The sequence below is a fragment of the Streptomyces sp. NPDC037203 genome, from assembly GCF_055605065.1.
This window is the reverse complement of the sequence record NZ_JBVJUC010000002.1, coordinates 29,450-44,722: the sequence shown is the minus strand read 5'-3', so window position 1 is coordinate 44,722 and position 15,273 is coordinate 29,450. Positions and strand designations below refer to the sequence as shown.

Sequence of the window (15,273 nt, the reverse complement as noted above, 5' to 3'; positions counted from 1 at the left end):
TGTTCCCCGCCATAAGTAGAGCACACAATTAAGTTGCCCACAACCAAATGCCGGGCGAGGGGCTACCCTGGACTCATGACCGCTTCTCCCGCCGAGACCGAGACGGACTGGCTCCGCCTGGACAACCAGATCTGCTTCTCGCTGCACGCCGCGTCCCGCGCCTTCAACGGCGTCTACCGCGTGATCCTCAAGGACCTCGGCCTCACCTACCCGCAGTACCTGGTGATGCTGGTGCTGTGGGAGCAGGGCGACCTGCCGGTCAAAAAGCTCGGCGAACAGCTGCGGCTCGATTCCGGCACGCTGTCCCCGCTGGTCAAACGGCTGGAGGCGGCGGGCCTCGTACGCCGGGAGCGCAGCGTCGAGGACGAGCGCTCGGTACGGGTCCTGCTCACCGAGGAGGGCACGGCCCTGCGCGAGCGGGCCCTCGCGGTACCGCGCCGCATCATGCGCTCCACCGGCTTCGACCGCGCCGAGATCGCCGACCTGCGCGCCCGCCTCGACCGGCTCACCAGCGCACTGGACGAGGCTGCGGCGACGGAGGCCGGAGACCCGCGGGACTGAGCGGCCGTACATAGAGCCGTACGACGGTCCGCCCGCGCACGGCCTCGCCGCGCACCGTGAACTCCTGCCGGAGCACGGCGAGTTTGGCCATCTCACCGGGGTTGCGCGGCGTCCACCGCCCCGCCAGCACGGCCCGGTCGGCGACGACCCACACCCGCCGGACCCCGGCCACCCGCTGCCGCACCCGTGCGGCGGGGACCTCCACTCCGTACAGGGTCCCGGACACGTCCCCGGCCCGCGCGAGCGCGAGATCCCGCGTCCCGCGGAAGGCCGCCGGGTAGGCCAGCGCGGTGTTGCGCGTGTACGCCGGCAGGTACAGCACCGCGTCCCCCTTCCGCACCCCGTGCGCCGCCGCCCGCGCGATCGCCGCGAGGTCGTCCGGACGCCGGGCGGGGTCCCGGTCCTGCCGGAGGAGGGGGAGCTGCTGGAGGGGGACGAGAGCGAGGGCGAGGAGGCCGAGAACGCCGAGGAGGGTGGCGGGAGCGGGCATGAGGCCCCCCAGGTGCGGCTCGGGGTGATGGCTTCGCGATCGGCCGGCGGTGAGCAGGCGGGCCGCCCCTCCCGCCACCCGCTCCGCACCGCCGGCCACCAGCAGCGGCGCCCCCGCCAGCGCGTACAGCACATACCGGTCGACGTACAGCGGCGGCGAGGACTGCGAGACCAGCATCAGCACGGCCGGCGGCACCACCGCCAGCGGCGCCGCCACCCCCGCCAGCGCCACCTTCCCCCTCCGTCCGGTCCGTCCGGCCGCCCCCGCCACCTCCGCCACCCCCGCCAGCAGACCCGTCGCCGCGAGCCCCAGGCAGACCCAGTAGACCCCCTCCGACATGCCGAAGAACTGCCGCGCCAGCCCCGCCACCGTCTCCCCCGTCGGCCTGCGCAGCCACGCCACCTGCGCCGCCTGCGCCCGCGACGTGGCCACCATCGGCAGCAGACAGACCAGGACCGCCCCGGCCGCGCACCCCCACCCCCGCCACACCCGCCCCCGCACACGGGACAGCGCCAGCGTCACCGCGTGGGCCGGCACCACCAGCACCGCGAACTCGTGCAGCCAGCAGGTGGCGCCGAGGACGAGGCCGTACCCCCACCATCCGCCGCGCTCCACCCCCCGCAAAAGCAGCAGCGTCGCCCCCATCACCCCGGCCGCGACCAGCGCGTAGGAGCGGCCCTCCTGCGCGTAGTGGCCGACCATCGGGTTCACGGCGTAGAGCAGCCCCGCCCACAGGCCCACTCTCGGTCCCGCCAGCCGTGCCCCCACCTCGGCCACCAGGGCCGCCGCCACCACCGCCCCGGCCACCGACGGCAGCCGCAGCGTCACCTCGTCGGCGCGCACGGCGAGCACGGCGTGCATGAGCACGTAGTACAGCCCGTGCACCGCGTCGACGCCGTGCACGAGCCGCCAGATCTGCGGCACCGTCCGCCGCGCGACCTGGAACGTGACCGCCTCGTCCCGCCACATGCCGCCCCGGTCCAGCCCCCACAGGCCGAGCGTCAGCATCACCGCCGCGGGCACCCCGGCCACGGCCCCGCGCCGTCCCCGCGCTCCGGGCGGCTTCCGCGACGGCGCTGGCACGGTTTCCACAGCATCCACAGGGACCCCGACGTTCACCACGGCCCGATCTTTTGCGATGACACGATGTTTGCGGGTGATTGCGGCGTATCGCCGCTGATACTCCATCCACCCGGCTTAGGCTCCAACGCGATGAAGTGTCTCCGTGTCACCCCTGGCCCGGTCCTCGGGCTCACCGCCTGCTGGCTCGCCACCCGCGCGTCGATGCTGTGGCTGCTCGCGCACGACAGTTCGCCGCTGCTCAGCGGCGGTTCGGTGGCGCGCGAGGTGGGCCGGTTGTACTTCCACTGGTACGGCGTCCTCGAACAGGGGTCCTACCCGGTCCACGACACGCTGTGGCAGTACCCGCCGGGCGCGGGCGCGGTGCTGCTGGCGCCGGGGCTGCTGCCGGGGCTGTCGTACGTCCAGGCGTTCGTGACGCTCATGCTGCTCGCGGACGCGCTGATCGAGGGGGCGCTGGTGCGCGCGGGGCGCGGGCCGGGGCGCAGCCTGCTCGGCGCGGCGCTGTGGACGGGCGGGCTGCCGCTGCTACTGCATCTGCCGCTCGCGCGCTACGACGTCCAGGTCACCGCCCTCGCCGTCCTCTCCCTGCTGGCGCTGGCGCGCTCCCCGCGCGCGGGCGGGGTGCTCGGGGCGCTCGGCGCGCTGGTGAAGGGCTGGCCCGCGCTGGTGCTGCTGGGGACGCCCCGCGGCGCGGCGACGCGCAGCGCGTGGACGTGGGCGGCGGCTGCCGGGACCGTCGTTTTGGGACTGCTGTCCGTCGCGTTCCGGCATCCGCTGTCCTTCCTGGCGGAGCAGGGCGGGCGCGGGGTGCAGATCGAGTCGCTGGGCGGTACGGCGCTCAACCTCGCCCGGCACGCGGGCTGGTCGGGGCGGCCCCACTACCAGTACGGCGCCATCGAGCTGGTCGGCCCGTACGTGCCCGCCGTCGCCGCCGTGTCCCTCGCACTGACGGCACTCGCCTTCGGGCTGCTGGTGCTGTGGCGGGTGCGGGCGCGGCGCTGGACCGGGGCGACACCGGCCGACGCGGCGCTGTGCGCGGTGCTGCTGTTCACGGTGACCAGCCGGGTGATCAGCCCGCAGTACATGGTCTGGCTGCTCGGGCTCGCCGCGGTGTGCCTGGCCTCGCGCCACACCGGCCAGCGCCCGGTGGCGGTGCTGGTGCTGGCGGCGTCCGCGCTGAGCACGGTGGTGTATCCGCTGTGCTACGGGCAGGTGATCGGGGGCACTTGGGCCGGCTGTCTGCTGATGCTGGGCCGCAACGGACTGCTGACCGCCGCGGCGGTACTGTCCTTCATCCGGCTGTGGCGGGACACCGGAGCAGCAAAGGTAAAGGGTGAGCAAAGAGCACAACCCCGCCTCGATTCCGACCGTCTACCAGACCGAACACTAAGCCTCTCTTAACGGGGTATTACCGAATATTTCTACGCTCCGGCCTGTGGACTCCATGATTCCCGACTCGCCCGCCCAGTCAGCGAACACACAGACCCGGCAGAGCGCACGGCGCACCGGCTCTGTCGGTGTCGTCGTGATCGGCTACAACGACCGTGCCCATGTGGCCGACGCGGTGCGTTCGGCGCTCGCGCAAGGGCCCGCGGTCGCGGAGGTCGTCGCGGTCGACGATCATTCCACGGACGGCAGCGCCGAGTTGCTCGACCGGATGGCCGCCGACGACGACCGGCTGCGGGTGATCCGGCGGGACGAGACCAGCGGTGGCTGCGGCAGTCCGCGCAACACCGGGATCGACGCGGTGACGGCGCCGTACGTGATGTTCCTGGACAGCGACGACGTGCTGCCGCCGGGTGCGGTGGACGCGCTGCTGGCCGCCGCCGAGGGGGCGGGGGCCGCGGTGGCGAGCGGGCTGTGCGTGCGCCGGGAGCTGCCCTCGGGGCGTGAACAGCCCTGGCAGGAGCCCCTCTACACGGCGCACTCCGTCCTCGCGCGCCCCGCAGAACGCCTGAGCCTGGTCCACGACACGCTGTGCGTGAACAAGCTGTACCGCACCGGCTTCCTGCGCGAGCACGGCATCCGCTTCCCCGAAGGCCGCTTCCTCTACGAGGACTTCGTCTTCACCGCCCGCGTCCTGGCCGCGGACCCGCGCATCGCGCTGGTGCCGGACCGGGTGTACGTCTGGCATGTGCGCCGCGCCGCCGAGCGGCTGTCGCTCTCCCTGGACCGGGGGCACATCGACAACTGGCAGGCGCGCACGCGGGCGTGCGCGCTGGCGTACGACATTCTGCTGGCCGCCGGCCAGAAGGAGCTGGCGCGGGCGGCGCGGGCCAAGTTCCTCGACCACGACGTGCGGATGTACGCGCGGGAGCTGGACTTGCGCGACGCGGCGTACCAGCGCGCGTGGTGGACGCACACCCGTGCGTACCTCGGGCGCTACGACGCCGCCGACTGGGAGCAGGACCCGGCCGCCCCCGGCCGGCTGCTGGGCCGGCTGCTCCTGGCGTCGCCCGAGCCGCGCGACCTGCCCCGGCTGCGGGACCTCGCCGCGCGTCCGGGCCGGCTGCTGCCGCCGTACGCCCGCACCCCGGACGGCACCCCGGTCTGGTCGCAGGACCTCCCCGAGGTGTCCCTCGCCGCCTTCCTGACCAGCCCCGTCGAGGCGCTCCCGGTCGCACTGGACGCGGAGGTGCGGCCGCGGGCGGGCACCGGCACCCTCACGCTGCGCCTGCACGAGCTGTACGGCAGGGTGGCCGAGGCGGGGCCGCGCGAGCTGGACGTGCGCTGGGACGCGCGGGACGACGCGCGGACCCGGCGGCGGGCGACGGCCGCCCTCGTCCCCGCGGGCCCGGACCTGTGGTCGGCCGAGCTGCCCCTCGATGTCGGCGCGCTCGGCGAGGGCGTCTGGGACCTGCGGCTGACCGTGCGCTTCGCGGACGGCGCGGAGCGCGAGGTCACGGCGGCCGCCCGCGCGGGCGCGGGGCGGCTGCGCCGGCGTGTCGTGCCCGACCTGCGGCACGGCGTACTGCTCGTACAGCCGTACGCGACGCACTCCGGCGCGCTGGCACTGCGCGTGGCGGCGGGGATGTCCGGACTCGTCCGGATAGTGCGCGGCCGCCTGCGGCGGCTGCTGCGCTGACGCCGCGGGCCGCTTGCTCGTACTGTGTCGGGGGCCCCCGCTGTGCCGGGAGCCGCTGGGCCGTCTGGAACTACTGGGTCTGGAACGAGACCGGGAAGAGAATCAACGTGTCTGTCCTCATCGCCGGTGGCGCGGGTTACATCGGAAGCACCGTCGCGTCGGCCTGTCTGGACGCGGGGATCACCCCGGTGATCCTCGACAGCCTGGTCCGCGGCCGCGCCGAGTTCACCGAGGGGCGGGTCTTCTACGAGGGCGACATCGCGGACGGCGCCCTGGTGGACCGGATCTTCGCCGAGCACCCGGACATCTCCGCGGTGGTGCACTGCGCGGCGCTGATCGTGGTGCCGGAGTCGGTGGCGGATCCGATCGGGTACTACGAGGCGAACGTCACCAAGAGCCTGGCCTTCGTCGAGCACCTGCGCCGCAACGGGTGCGACCGGCTCGTCTTCAGCAGTTCGGCCTCCATCTACCGGGCGGAGGACGGCTCGCCGGTCACCGAGGACTCGCCGCTGGCGCCGCAGAGCCCGTATGCGCGGACCAAGGCGGTGTGCGAGGAGATGTTCGCCGACATCGCGGCGGCCGGGGAGATGCGGGTGCTGTCCCTGCGGTACTTCAATCCCGTCGGCGCCGACCCGCTGCTGCGCACCGGTCTCCAGCTCAAGCGGCCCAGCCACGCGCTGGGGATGCTGATCCGGGCGCACCAGGCGGGTACGCCGTTCCCGGTGACCGGGGTGAACTACCCGACCCGCGACGGCACGGGCATCCGTGACTACGTGCACGTCTGGGACCTGGCCGCGGCCCACATCGCCGCGATCGAGCGGTTCGACTCCATCCTCACCGCGTCCGCGCCGTCGATCGCGATCAACCTGGGCACCGGATCCGGCACCACGGTCCGCGAGCTGTGCGCGGCGTTCAACAACGTCGTGAGCACGCCGCTGGCCACGGTCGACGCGGACCCCCGGCCGGGTGACGTGGCCGGCGGCTACACCACGAGCGACCGCGCGGCCCGCCTGCTGGGCTGGACGCCGAAACTCTCCCTGGAGGAGGGCATCCGCTCGGCCCTGGAGTGGATCCCGGTCCGGGACAAGATGCTGAAGGACTGAGGGGGTTCCGCCGCGAGAGCGGGGCCGACCGCCGGGTGCGGCTCCGCCGCGGCTGGCCACACGGTTCCCCCCGCCCCTTCGGGGCGCCCCCGGCCGCGGGCAGGCGTGCCGTCCGGGGCGACCGGGGGCGCGCGAGACCCGCGCACACCGACGCCCGGCCTCGGCGGGCGGATGCCGCGGACGCCGGAGCCGGCCCCCTCGCCCGCCGACCCATGTCGCCCGAGCGCCAGTACAGCGGCCCGGAGATGAGGTCGAGGGCGAGGTCGGGGTCCAGGTCGGGGCTCAGTTCGCCGCGCGCCGCCGCCGCGACGACCTTGCTGGTCGCGCGGTTCCCCCCCCCCCCCCCCCCCGCCCCCTCGGGGGGCGCCCCCGGCCGCGGGCAGGCGTGCCGTCCGGGGCGACCGGGGGCGCGCGAGACCCGCGCACACCGGCGCCCGGCCTCGGCGGGCGGGCGCCGCGGACGCCGGAGCCGGCCCCCTCGCCCGCCGGCTCATGTCGCCCCGACCGCCGTCACAACGCCTTGAGCGCTCCCGCCGTGGCCCGCGCCAGCTTCTCCAGATAGCCCTTCGGCTGCTTCGGCGAGCGGATGACCACCGAGCGCCAGTACAGCGGCCCGGAGATGAGGTCGAGGGCGAGGTCCGGGTCCAGGTCGGGGCTCAGCTCGCCGCGCGCCGCCGCCGCCGCGACGACCTTGCTGGCCACGCCCTCCTGACCGTCGCGCAGGGCCTTCTGGAACGCCTCCGCGATCTCGGGGTTGCGGGCCGCCTCCGCCTGGAGGTCGGGGATGATCTGGGAGGCGACGGGGTGGCGCAGCGCCCGCGAGGTCACCTCGTAGAGCAGCCGCAGATCGCCCTCCAGGGAGCCCGTGTCCGGCACCGGCAGGCCGAGGACCGCCATCGCGGAGACCACGTCGAGCACCAGGTGCAGCTTGGAGCGCCAGCGGCGGTACACCGCCGTCTTGCCGACCCCCGCCCGCCGCGCGATCCCCTCGATGCTCATGCGCGCGTAGCCGACCGCGGCCAGTTCCTCGAAGACGGCCGCCCGGATGGCCTCGGTCACATCCGGGCGCAGCACCGCGGCCCCGGCAGGGGTACGGCGGCGCGCGCGCTTGGCCGGTTCTTCTACGGGCCCGGCGGCGTTCGTGGTCATGGCACCCAGCATAGGGCGTGACGACGAAACGGTTGCGTTGCGACGTCACCACGTTCTACGCTCACGTTGCGACGATACGGTCCCGTCCCGTCGTAAGAGAACGTGAAGAGAAACGTAAGGAAACGCCGGACGACGGGACCGGCCCGCCCCGGTTCCGGCCACAGTCGGAGTCGTGGCACCCCCCTCCCCCCGAGCGAAAGCAGCGGATGTGAGCCAGGTCCTCGACACACCGCCCCCGATCCAGGCCCCGGCCGACGACCTCAAGGCGCTGGCCGCCCGGCACGGCCTGTCGGTGAGCGGCGCCCGCCCCTCGCTGCCGGAGTACATCCGCCAGCTGTGGGCCCGGCGCCACTTCATCACCGCCTTCGCCACCGCCAAGCTCACCGCCCAGTACAGCGAGGCGAAGCTGGGCCAGGTCTGGCAGGTCATGACGCCGCTGCTGAACGCGGCGGTCTACTACTTCATCTTCGGCGTCCTGCTCGGCACCAAGAAGGGCGTTCCGGACTACATCCCCTTCCTGGTCACCGGCGTGTTCGTGTGGACGTTCACGCAGAGCTCGATCCAGGTCGGCACCCGTGCGATCTCCGGCAACCTCGGCCTCGTGCGCGCCCTGCACTTCCCGCGTGCCGCCCTGCCGATCTCCTTCTGCATCCAGCAGCTCCAGCAGCTGCTGTTCTCGATGGCCGCCCTGGTCGTCATCCTGCTCTGCTTCGGCGTGCCGGTCAGCGCTTCCTGGCTGCTGGTGATCCCGGCGCTGATCCTCCAGTTCACCTTCAACGCCGGCGTGGCGATGATCATGGCGCGCTGGGGTGCCAAGACCCCGGACATCGCCCAGCTGATGCCGTTCGTCCTGCGCACCTGGATGTACGTGTCCGGCGTGATGTGGAGCATCGACAAGCTCACCAAGAAGGACCACCTGCCGCACATCGTGACGGTCCTGCTCCAGACCAACCCGGCCGCGATCTACATCGACCTCATGCGCTACGCGCTGATCGACAGCTTCCACGCCAAGCAGCTGCCCGCGCACGTCTGGCCGATCGCCCTCGGCTGGGCCCTGCTCGCCGGCGTCGGCGGCTTCGTCTACTTCTGGAAGTCCGAGGAGAAGTACGGCCGTGGCTGAGCAGACCGAGCGGACCCAGCAGACCACCCATCGGACCCAGCAGACCGGGCAGGCCATGCAGAGCGAGCGGATCCCCACCGTCGTCGCCGACAGCGTCGACATCGTCTACCGGATCAACGGCACCGGCTCGGGCCGCGGCTCCGCCACCGCCGCCCTCAACCGCATCATGCGCCGCAAGCAGGCCGAGAAGGCCGCCGGCGTGCGCCGGGTGCACGCGGTGAAGAAGGTGTCGTTCGTCGCCTACAAGGGCGAGGCGATCGGCCTCATCGGCACCAACGGCTCCGGCAAGTCCACCCTGCTCAAGGCCGTCGCGGGCCTGCTGCCGGTGGAGAGCGGCCACATCTACACCCACGGCCAGCCCTCCCTCCTCGGCGTCAACGCGGCGCTGATGAACGACCTGACCGGCGAGCGCAACGTCTACCTCGGCGGCCTCGCCATGGGCATGACCCGCGAGCAGATCAAGGAGCGCTACCAGGACATCGTCGACTTCTCCGGGATCAACGAGAAGGGCGACTTCATCACCCTGCCGATGCGCACCTACTCCTCCGGCATGGCCGCCCGGCTGCGCTTCTCCATCGCCGCCGCCAAGGACCACGACGTCCTCCTCATCGACGAGGCGCTGGCCACCGGCGACCGCAGGTTCCAGGTGCGCTCGGAGGAGCGGATCCGCGAGCTGCGCGAGACGGCCGGCACCGTCTTCCTGGTCAGCCACAACAACAACTCGATCCGCGACACCTGCGAGCGGACGCTGTGGCTGGAGCGCGGCGAGCTGCGCATGGACGGCCCCACCGAGGAGGTCCTCAAGGAGTACGAGGCCTTCACCGGCGACAAGTCGGACAAGACGAAGAAATCTGCCCCGAAGAAGGCCGCGTAACGCGCTCACAAACCCCTCACCACATGAAGGTGGCCGTGCGGGCAACCAGGGACCCGGAACGACTGTCTAACAGCCGGGTCCCCTTCTTCTTACCCCGAACGTGGTCATCCCTTTCATCCGCTTGATGACAGTATGTTATGAAGGGTGATCCTCCACCGACGAGCCGAAGGAGTCCATCGCGATGCCCCAACTCAGCGTCATCGTCTACGGACCCAACGCGCAGGGGCATCTGACGGAACTGCTCGACACCCTCGAAGCGCACCCCCTGTCCGACGCCGAGATCGTGGTCGCCGCGGTCGGTGACTGGGCCCGCGAGACGGCCGAGGGCCACGCCCCCGGCACCATCGTGGTCCCGCTGCCCGACGGCACCACCGACGCGGCCGCCCGAGCCGCGGGCGCCGCCCGCGCCACCGGCCGCTGGCTGCACTTCGTGCACGCCAAGGACGGGCTGCCGGCCGGCGCCCCCCGCCTGATCACCGAGCGCACCGCCGAGCTGGACGACTCCGTGGACGTCCTCCTCCTCGACCACCTCACCACCACCTGGCAGGCCGCCGCCCGCCCCTCCCGCGACGGCCGCTTCCTCGCCGCCGTCGGCCGCGCCGCCCTCCCGCTGGACGAGGCTTCCGACCTGCTGCGGCTGACCCCGCTGCTCGGCAACCGCGCCCTGCGCAGGGAGTTCTGGACGGCCCACGAGGAGCGGCTGAACAGCGACGACGAACCCCGTGCCGCCAGCGCCGCCCTGCTGTGCGCGGACCGCGTCGCCTGCCTCAACCAGGTGGCGTACGAGAACCGGGAGCTGCGCCCCGAGAGCCTGCCGCCGCTCGACCCCGAGGACCGCTTCGAGCTGGTCGAGCGCTACGAGACGCTGATGCCGCTCGCCCGCGACCGCCGCGCCCCGCGCGTGGTGCTCTACGACCTGATGATGCGCGACCTGGTGCGCACCTTCGCCGGCGAGAACCTGCCCGACGCGGTGGCCCGCGAGTTCTTCCGCCGCGCCTCCCTCGCCGCGGTGCGCTGGCGCCCCGAGCGCTACGAGCACCCGGCGGGCGTGGAGGGCGTACGGCACGCGCTGCTGGAGGAGGGCGCGTACACGAAGTACCGCGCGTTCCAGGCCGCCAACCGCACCCGCCGCGCCGCCCGCAAGGCGGTCCGCGCCCGCAAGCGCCAGGTCGGCGCCAAGCTGCGCGAGCAGCAGTACCGGCGCGCCCTGAGCCGGCCGATCGACCCCGACCTCGCGGTGTTCGCGGCCTACTGGGAGCGCGGGGTGGCCTGCAACCCGGCCGCGATCGCCGCCAAGCTGGCCGAACTCGCCCCGCACATCCACCCGGTGTGGGTGGTGGCCAAGGAGAACACGGCCCTGCTGCCGCCCGGCACCGACCACGTGGTGCCCGGCACCCGCCGCTACTGGGAGGTGCTGGCCACCGCCAAGTACCTCGTCAACAACGTCAACTTCCCCAACGCGGTGGTCAAGCGGCCCGACGCGATCCACCTCCAGACCCATCACGGCACCCCGCTCAAGCGCATGGGCCTGGACCAGATCGAACACCCGGCAGCCGCCAAGGGCCTCGACTTCGACGCGCTGCTGGCCCGCATCGACCGCTGGGACTACAGCGTCAGCGCCAACAGCCACTCCACCCGGATGTGGGAGCGCGCCTACCCGGCCCGCTACACCTCGCTGGACCACGGCTATCCGCGCAACGACGTCTTCTACACCAGCGGCGCCGACGCGGTCCGCGCGGCCCGCGCCCGGCTCGGCATCGCCCCCGGCAAGACCGCGATCCTCTACGCCCCCACCCACCGCGACTACGAGGCGGGCTTCACTCCCCGCCTCGACCTCGCCGAACTCGCCGACCGGCTCGGCGAGGACACGGTCCTGCTGGTGCGCGCCCACTACTTCTACGGCGGCGCCACCTCCCCGCTGACCGGCCTGCGCCGCTCCGGGCGGCTCATCGACGTCTCCTCCTACGACCCCGTCGAGGAGCTGTGCCTGGCCGCCGACGCGCTGGTCACGGACTATTCGTCGATCATGTTCGACTACGCCAACCTGGACCGCCCGATCGTCGTCTACGCCGACGACTGGGAGACCTACCGCACCACCCGCGGCGTCTACTTCGATCTCATGACCGACCATCCGGGCCAGGTCGCCCGCACCCAGGAGGAGCTGACGGAGATCTTCCGCTCCGGCGCCTGGCGCGACGAGACCGCGGCCAAGGCCCGCGCCGCCTTCCGGCGCCGGTTCTGCGAGTACGACGACGGCCGCGCCGCCGAGCGGGTCGTGCGCCGGGTGTTCCTGGGCGAGCCGGAGGAGGCCCTGCCACCGGTGCTGCCGATCGAGGACCGCACCCCCGCCCCGACCCCCGAGGAGGCCACGGCATGACGAATGCGGCCACGACCCCCGACGTCACGGTCACCGTCATCGTGTACAACGACGCGGCCCGCCTCCCGCGGGCGGTCGCCTCGCTGCGCGCGCAGACGCACGCCAACATCGAGATCGTCATCAGCGACGACCACTCCACCGACGACACGCCCGCGGTGGCGCGCCGCCTGGAGGCGGAGGACCCGCGGGTGCGCTACCTCCGGCTGCCGGAGAACAGCGGCGGGTGCAGCGCCCCGCGCAACCGGGCCATCGAGATCGCCCGCGCGCCGTACCTGATGTTCCTGGACAGCGACGACGAACTCCCGCCGCAGGCAGTGGAGTTGCTGCTGGCCGCGCACCGCGAGCGCGAGGTCGACTTCACCATGGGCGCGGTGCGCCGGGTACGGGTGGACAACGGCCGGCGTACGACGTGGATGCCGCACCTGGTCGCCGAGCGGCGCACGGTCGAGGGTATCGAGGACGACCCGCGGCTGCTGTTCGAGCACCTGTCGACCAGCAAGATGTACGCGCGCTCCTTCCTGGACCGGCACGAACTGCGCTTCCCCGAGGGCATCCACTACGAGGACCAGCTGTTCTCGGCCCAGGCGTACTGCCTGGCGAAGGCGTTCACGATCATCCCGGACCCGGTCTACGTCTGGTACATCGACCCGTTCGCGGCGGCCGCGTCGGCGTCCATCTCCAACCAGCGGCACAAGGTCAGCAACGTCCGCGACCGCGTCCACGTCCAGCGCCTCATCGACGACTTCCTGGTGGAGAGCGGGCACGCGGGGCTGCGCGAGGACAAGGACTTCAAGTTCCTCAAGCACGACTTCCGGATGTACGCGGGCGATCTGCCGTACCGGGACGAGGAGTGGCTGACCGCGTTCGCGGACATCATGAACCCGTACCTCGACACCCTGGCGCCGGGCGCGTTCGCCCGGCTGCCCCGGCCCGAGCGGGTCGTCCTCGAACTGCTGCGCTCCGGCCGCCTCGCGGACGCGCGGCTCGCGGCGCGGGGGCTGGGCCAGGAGGTGGCGCCGCGCCAGGTCACGACGGACGCGGCGGGCGTGCCGTACTGGGGCGGGAGCGTCCCGGACACCGAGCGCGGCCGGCGCGAGCTGTCCATCGCCGACCTGGAGCTGGAGACGCGGCCGTTCCCGACGGCGCAGTTCCGGCACGAGATCACGGAGCTGGACCGGGGCAGCGGGGCGACCCTCACGCTGGGCATCCGTACGTACGACCCCGGTCTGCGGCTCCCGGTCGGGCCCCAGCGCGCCGGTCTGATCGTCTCCCCCGGCGGGCGCCGGATGACGGTGCCGTTCCGGCTCGACCCGGTCAGCCCCGGTGTCTTCGAGGGCACGGTGCGGCTGGACCTCGGCGCCGCGCGCCTCCCCCTCCAGGGCTTCCAGGGCTTCCGCCACCCGCTGGTCCGCCTCAACCAGCAGGGCCTGTGGAACTCCGGCGTCCTGCTGGCCCCGCTGGACTTCCCCGCGGCCGCGGTCCGTGTCGACTACCACTCCGGCGCGACGCCGCACCTGGTCACGGTGGAGCCGGAGGGCCGCAACCCCGGTCGCCTGCAGCTCCGCTGGGAGCCGGTGGGGGCGACGGCGGTGATCCGACCGGTCCTGCACAAGATCGCACGGCCGAGGGTGCGCAAGGCGGCGAAGCTGGTGGCGAGCCTGCTGAAGTAGCCGCGTGAAGACAGCGCCGTAGCACTGCGGGCCCGTGGTCGTCCACGGGCCCGCAGTGGCTTGTCGCGCGGTTCTCCGCGCCCCTCACGGGATGCTTCGGCTCAGGGCACCACCCGGTACAGAACCTGGTCGGCCGGGCCCGTCGTCACCTTCCGCAGGCCGGGCCCGGCCAGGTCCGCCGAGCCGACGACCCAGCGCACCCCGTACTCCCGCAGAATCCCCCGCCGCTGCGCCGCCGGCGTCCCCGACGCGAAGAACCGGGACACCGCGGCGGAGCGCTCCGCCGCATCCCGCAGGAACACATCCGGATACCCCGGCGCCACCGTGTATCCCCCGTACGCCGGAATCTGCCGCGCCGGCACCGTCCGCGCCATCACCACATCCCCGTACCGCACCCACGGCGTGATCCAGTGATAACCGGCCCACGGTGCCTCGTACTTGTCGGCGAGAACGGACGGCAGCGCGGATTTCCCCGTCGCATACCCGATCGTCCCCGCCTGCCCCCAGAAGCCCACCGCCAGCGCCACCCCGAGCACACCGGCCCACCCGGCCCGCACCGCCCGCCGCCCCGCGGTCACCGCCTCCAGCGCCGCCGCGAGCTGCGCCGGGATCAGCGCGGCGGGCATCGCGCGGCCCCAGGAGTAGTGCCCGGTCAGCCCGCCCGCCACGACGACCAGCGTGCCCAGCGCGAAGAACAGCGCCAGCGCGTCCCACCGGTCCCGCCGCAGCCGCGGCACCAGCGCCGCCACCCCCAGCAGCACCAGCCCGAACCGCGCGAACAGATGCTGGTACAGCGACTTGTGGATGGCCTCCAGATCCGCCCCGGCGGAGAACAGCGAGAAGAAGTCGTAGTAGGGCCACACCCACAGCAGCACCGCGCCGAGCAGCAGACCGCCCCCGAGCCGGAGCCACACCTGCCGCCCCGGACGGGCGGAGACGACCATGGCCAGCGCTCCGAGCGTGGCGACGACGCCCGTGAACTGGTGGCAGAGCAGGATCAGCGCCCACAGCACCCCGAGGGCCAGCCACCGCCCCCAGGACGCCTCCGCGCGCAGCGCACGGGTGAGCCAGGCCCAGAAGTGGAAGGACAGGCCGAGCGCGAACACGCTCGGGTAGGAGATGGTCAGGGCGAGGGAGTGCAGCCCGACGAACCCGCTCCAGTTGAGGACGGCCGTCCCCCACAGCAGCACCAGGCTGAGCAACGCCAGCGCCGGCGCCGCGCGGTGGGCGCTGAGCGTCCTGACGTACCGCCACACCCCGGTGACCAGCAGGGTCAGCCCCACCAGCGCACCGATGCGCAGCACCACGAACACCGACAGGCCCGTCACCTTGGCGAGTGCGCCCAGCACCAGCATCCACGGCGAGTAGTACGGGCTCGGCGTGTCCGCGTCGACCAGCGGGTTGCCGGGGTGCAGCAGGCGGTGGGAGAGCCGCTGGATCGTGGCCGCGTGCATGCCGAGGTCGCCGATCCAGGGCAGCCGGACGATCACCGCCAGCAGCAGGGCCACCACCAGCACCGCGGTCACCTGCGGCACCACACGGGCCGCCCGTGCGCCGCCGCCCGCAGGCTCCGGGCGGCTCAGCTGTTCTTCGAGGTCAGACTGTGCTGCTTGCATTCTGCTGGAACACCCAATCGCGGAAGCCCAGGTAATTACAGCGCAGACCCTATCCGAAACACACCGATAAGCAGGAAACGGTAAATCCGCCTATCTCCTTTGTACAGAGGACGGCAAGAAAGGGAACGCCCCGGACCGATTCTCC

11 protein-coding genes are annotated in these 15,273 nt (G+C 72.8%); 8 read left to right on the top strand and 3 right to left on the bottom strand.

Annotation, left to right across the window (positions count from 1 at the left end; all coding sequences use genetic code 11):
• The first annotated feature begins 75 nt into the window (after positions 1-75).
• Positions 76-561: a MarR family winged helix-turn-helix transcriptional regulator gene (locus ACZ7EC_RS04670; RefSeq protein WP_471058001.1), complete on the top strand. Its 486-nt coding sequence runs from the start codon at positions 76-78 to the stop codon at positions 559-561.
• Here the strand turns inward: ACZ7EC_RS04670 and ACZ7EC_RS04665 are convergent.
• A complete protein-coding gene (locus ACZ7EC_RS04665; protein ID WP_471057997.1) occupies positions 506-2,083 on the bottom strand; it encodes a glycosyltransferase family 39 protein in 1,578 nt (525 codons plus the stop codon). The genes ACZ7EC_RS04670 and ACZ7EC_RS04665 overlap by 56 nt on opposite strands.
• A gap of 180 nt (positions 2,084-2,263) precedes the next feature.
• Here ACZ7EC_RS04665 and ACZ7EC_RS04660 point away from each other — a divergent pair, with 180 nt between their 5' ends.
• From ACZ7EC_RS04660 to galE, 3 genes are all read left to right on the top strand, one after another.
• Entirely contained in the window at positions 2,264-3,535 is a 1,272-nt protein-coding gene (locus tag ACZ7EC_RS04660; protein WP_471057993.1) for a glycosyltransferase 87 family protein, read from the top strand.
• A gap of 43 nt (positions 3,536-3,578) precedes the next feature.
• Positions 3,579-5,219, top strand: a complete 1,641-nt coding sequence (locus tag ACZ7EC_RS04655; RefSeq protein ID WP_471059705.1) for a glycosyltransferase family 2 protein — start codon at positions 3,579-3,581, stop codon at positions 5,217-5,219.
• Between the two features lie 107 nt (positions 5,220-5,326).
• A complete protein-coding gene (gene galE, locus ACZ7EC_RS04650) occupies positions 5,327-6,322 on the top strand; it encodes a UDP-glucose 4-epimerase GalE (RefSeq protein WP_471057990.1) in 996 nt (331 codons plus the stop codon).
• Positions 6,323-6,832: 510 nt separating this feature from the next.
• On the opposite strand, the gene ACZ7EC_RS04645 is transcribed toward galE, so the two are convergent.
• Positions 6,833-7,471: a TetR/AcrR family transcriptional regulator gene (locus ACZ7EC_RS04645; RefSeq protein ID WP_471057987.1), complete on the bottom strand. Its 639-nt coding sequence runs from the start codon at positions 7,469-7,471 to the stop codon at positions 6,833-6,835.
• A gap of 208 nt (positions 7,472-7,679) precedes the next feature.
• On the opposite strand from ACZ7EC_RS04645, the gene ACZ7EC_RS04640 reads away from it, so the two are divergent.
• The 4 genes from ACZ7EC_RS04640 (at position 7,680) to ACZ7EC_RS04625 (ending at position 13,512) form a co-directional block, all read left to right on the top strand.
• Positions 7,680-8,591 carry an ABC transporter permease gene (locus tag ACZ7EC_RS04640; protein ID WP_471057984.1) on the top strand — a complete coding sequence of 304 codons (912 nt, stop codon included), beginning with the start codon at positions 7,680-7,682 and terminating at the stop codon, positions 8,589-8,591.
• Entirely contained in the window at positions 8,584-9,465 is an 882-nt protein-coding gene (locus tag ACZ7EC_RS04635; RefSeq protein WP_471057980.1) for an ABC transporter ATP-binding protein, read from the top strand. Before ACZ7EC_RS04640 ends, ACZ7EC_RS04635 begins: the two co-directional genes overlap by 8 nt.
• Before the next feature lie 181 nt (positions 9,466-9,646).
• A complete protein-coding gene (locus tag ACZ7EC_RS04630) occupies positions 9,647-11,842 on the top strand; it encodes a CDP-glycerol glycerophosphotransferase family protein (protein ID WP_471057977.1) in 2,196 nt (731 codons plus the stop codon).
• Positions 11,839-13,512 (top strand): glycosyltransferase family 2 protein, encoded by a 1,674-nt coding sequence (locus ACZ7EC_RS04625; RefSeq protein ID WP_471057974.1) that lies wholly within the window; start codon positions 11,839-11,841, stop codon positions 13,510-13,512. The genes ACZ7EC_RS04630 and ACZ7EC_RS04625 overlap by 4 nt, the downstream gene beginning before the upstream one ends.
• 101 nt (positions 13,513-13,613) lie before the next feature.
• Here ACZ7EC_RS04625 and ACZ7EC_RS04620 read toward each other — a convergent pair whose 3' ends face one another.
• Positions 13,614-15,128 (bottom strand): hypothetical protein, encoded by a 1,515-nt coding sequence (locus tag ACZ7EC_RS04620; protein ID WP_471057971.1) that lies wholly within the window; start codon positions 15,126-15,128, stop codon positions 13,614-13,616.
• Positions 15,129-15,273: the final 145 nt, after the last annotated feature.

Bases quoted from the DNA above. Each gene is read 5' to 3' on its own strand.
- ACZ7EC_RS04655 (WP_471059705.1), top strand. From the start codon at position 3,579: ATGATTCCCGACTCGCCCGCCCAGTCAGCGAACACACAGACCCGGCAG.
- ACZ7EC_RS04620 (WP_471057971.1), bottom strand. From the start codon at position 15,128: ATGCAAGCAGCACAGTCTGACCTCGAAGAACAGCTGAGCCGCCCGGAG.
- ACZ7EC_RS04630 (WP_471057977.1), top strand. From the start codon at position 9,647: ATGCCCCAACTCAGCGTCATCGTCTACGGACCCAACGCGCAGGGGCAT.
- ACZ7EC_RS04645 (WP_471057987.1), bottom strand. From the start codon at position 7,471: ATGACCACGAACGCCGCCGGGCCCGTAGAAGAACCGGCCAAGCGCGCG.
- ACZ7EC_RS04625 (WP_471057974.1), top strand. From the start codon at position 11,839: ATGACGAATGCGGCCACGACCCCCGACGTCACGGTCACCGTCATCGTG.
- ACZ7EC_RS04660 (WP_471057993.1), top strand. From the start codon at position 2,264: ATGAAGTGTCTCCGTGTCACCCCTGGCCCGGTCCTCGGGCTCACCGCC.
- ACZ7EC_RS04670 (WP_471058001.1), top strand. From the start codon at position 76: ATGACCGCTTCTCCCGCCGAGACCGAGACGGACTGGCTCCGCCTGGAC.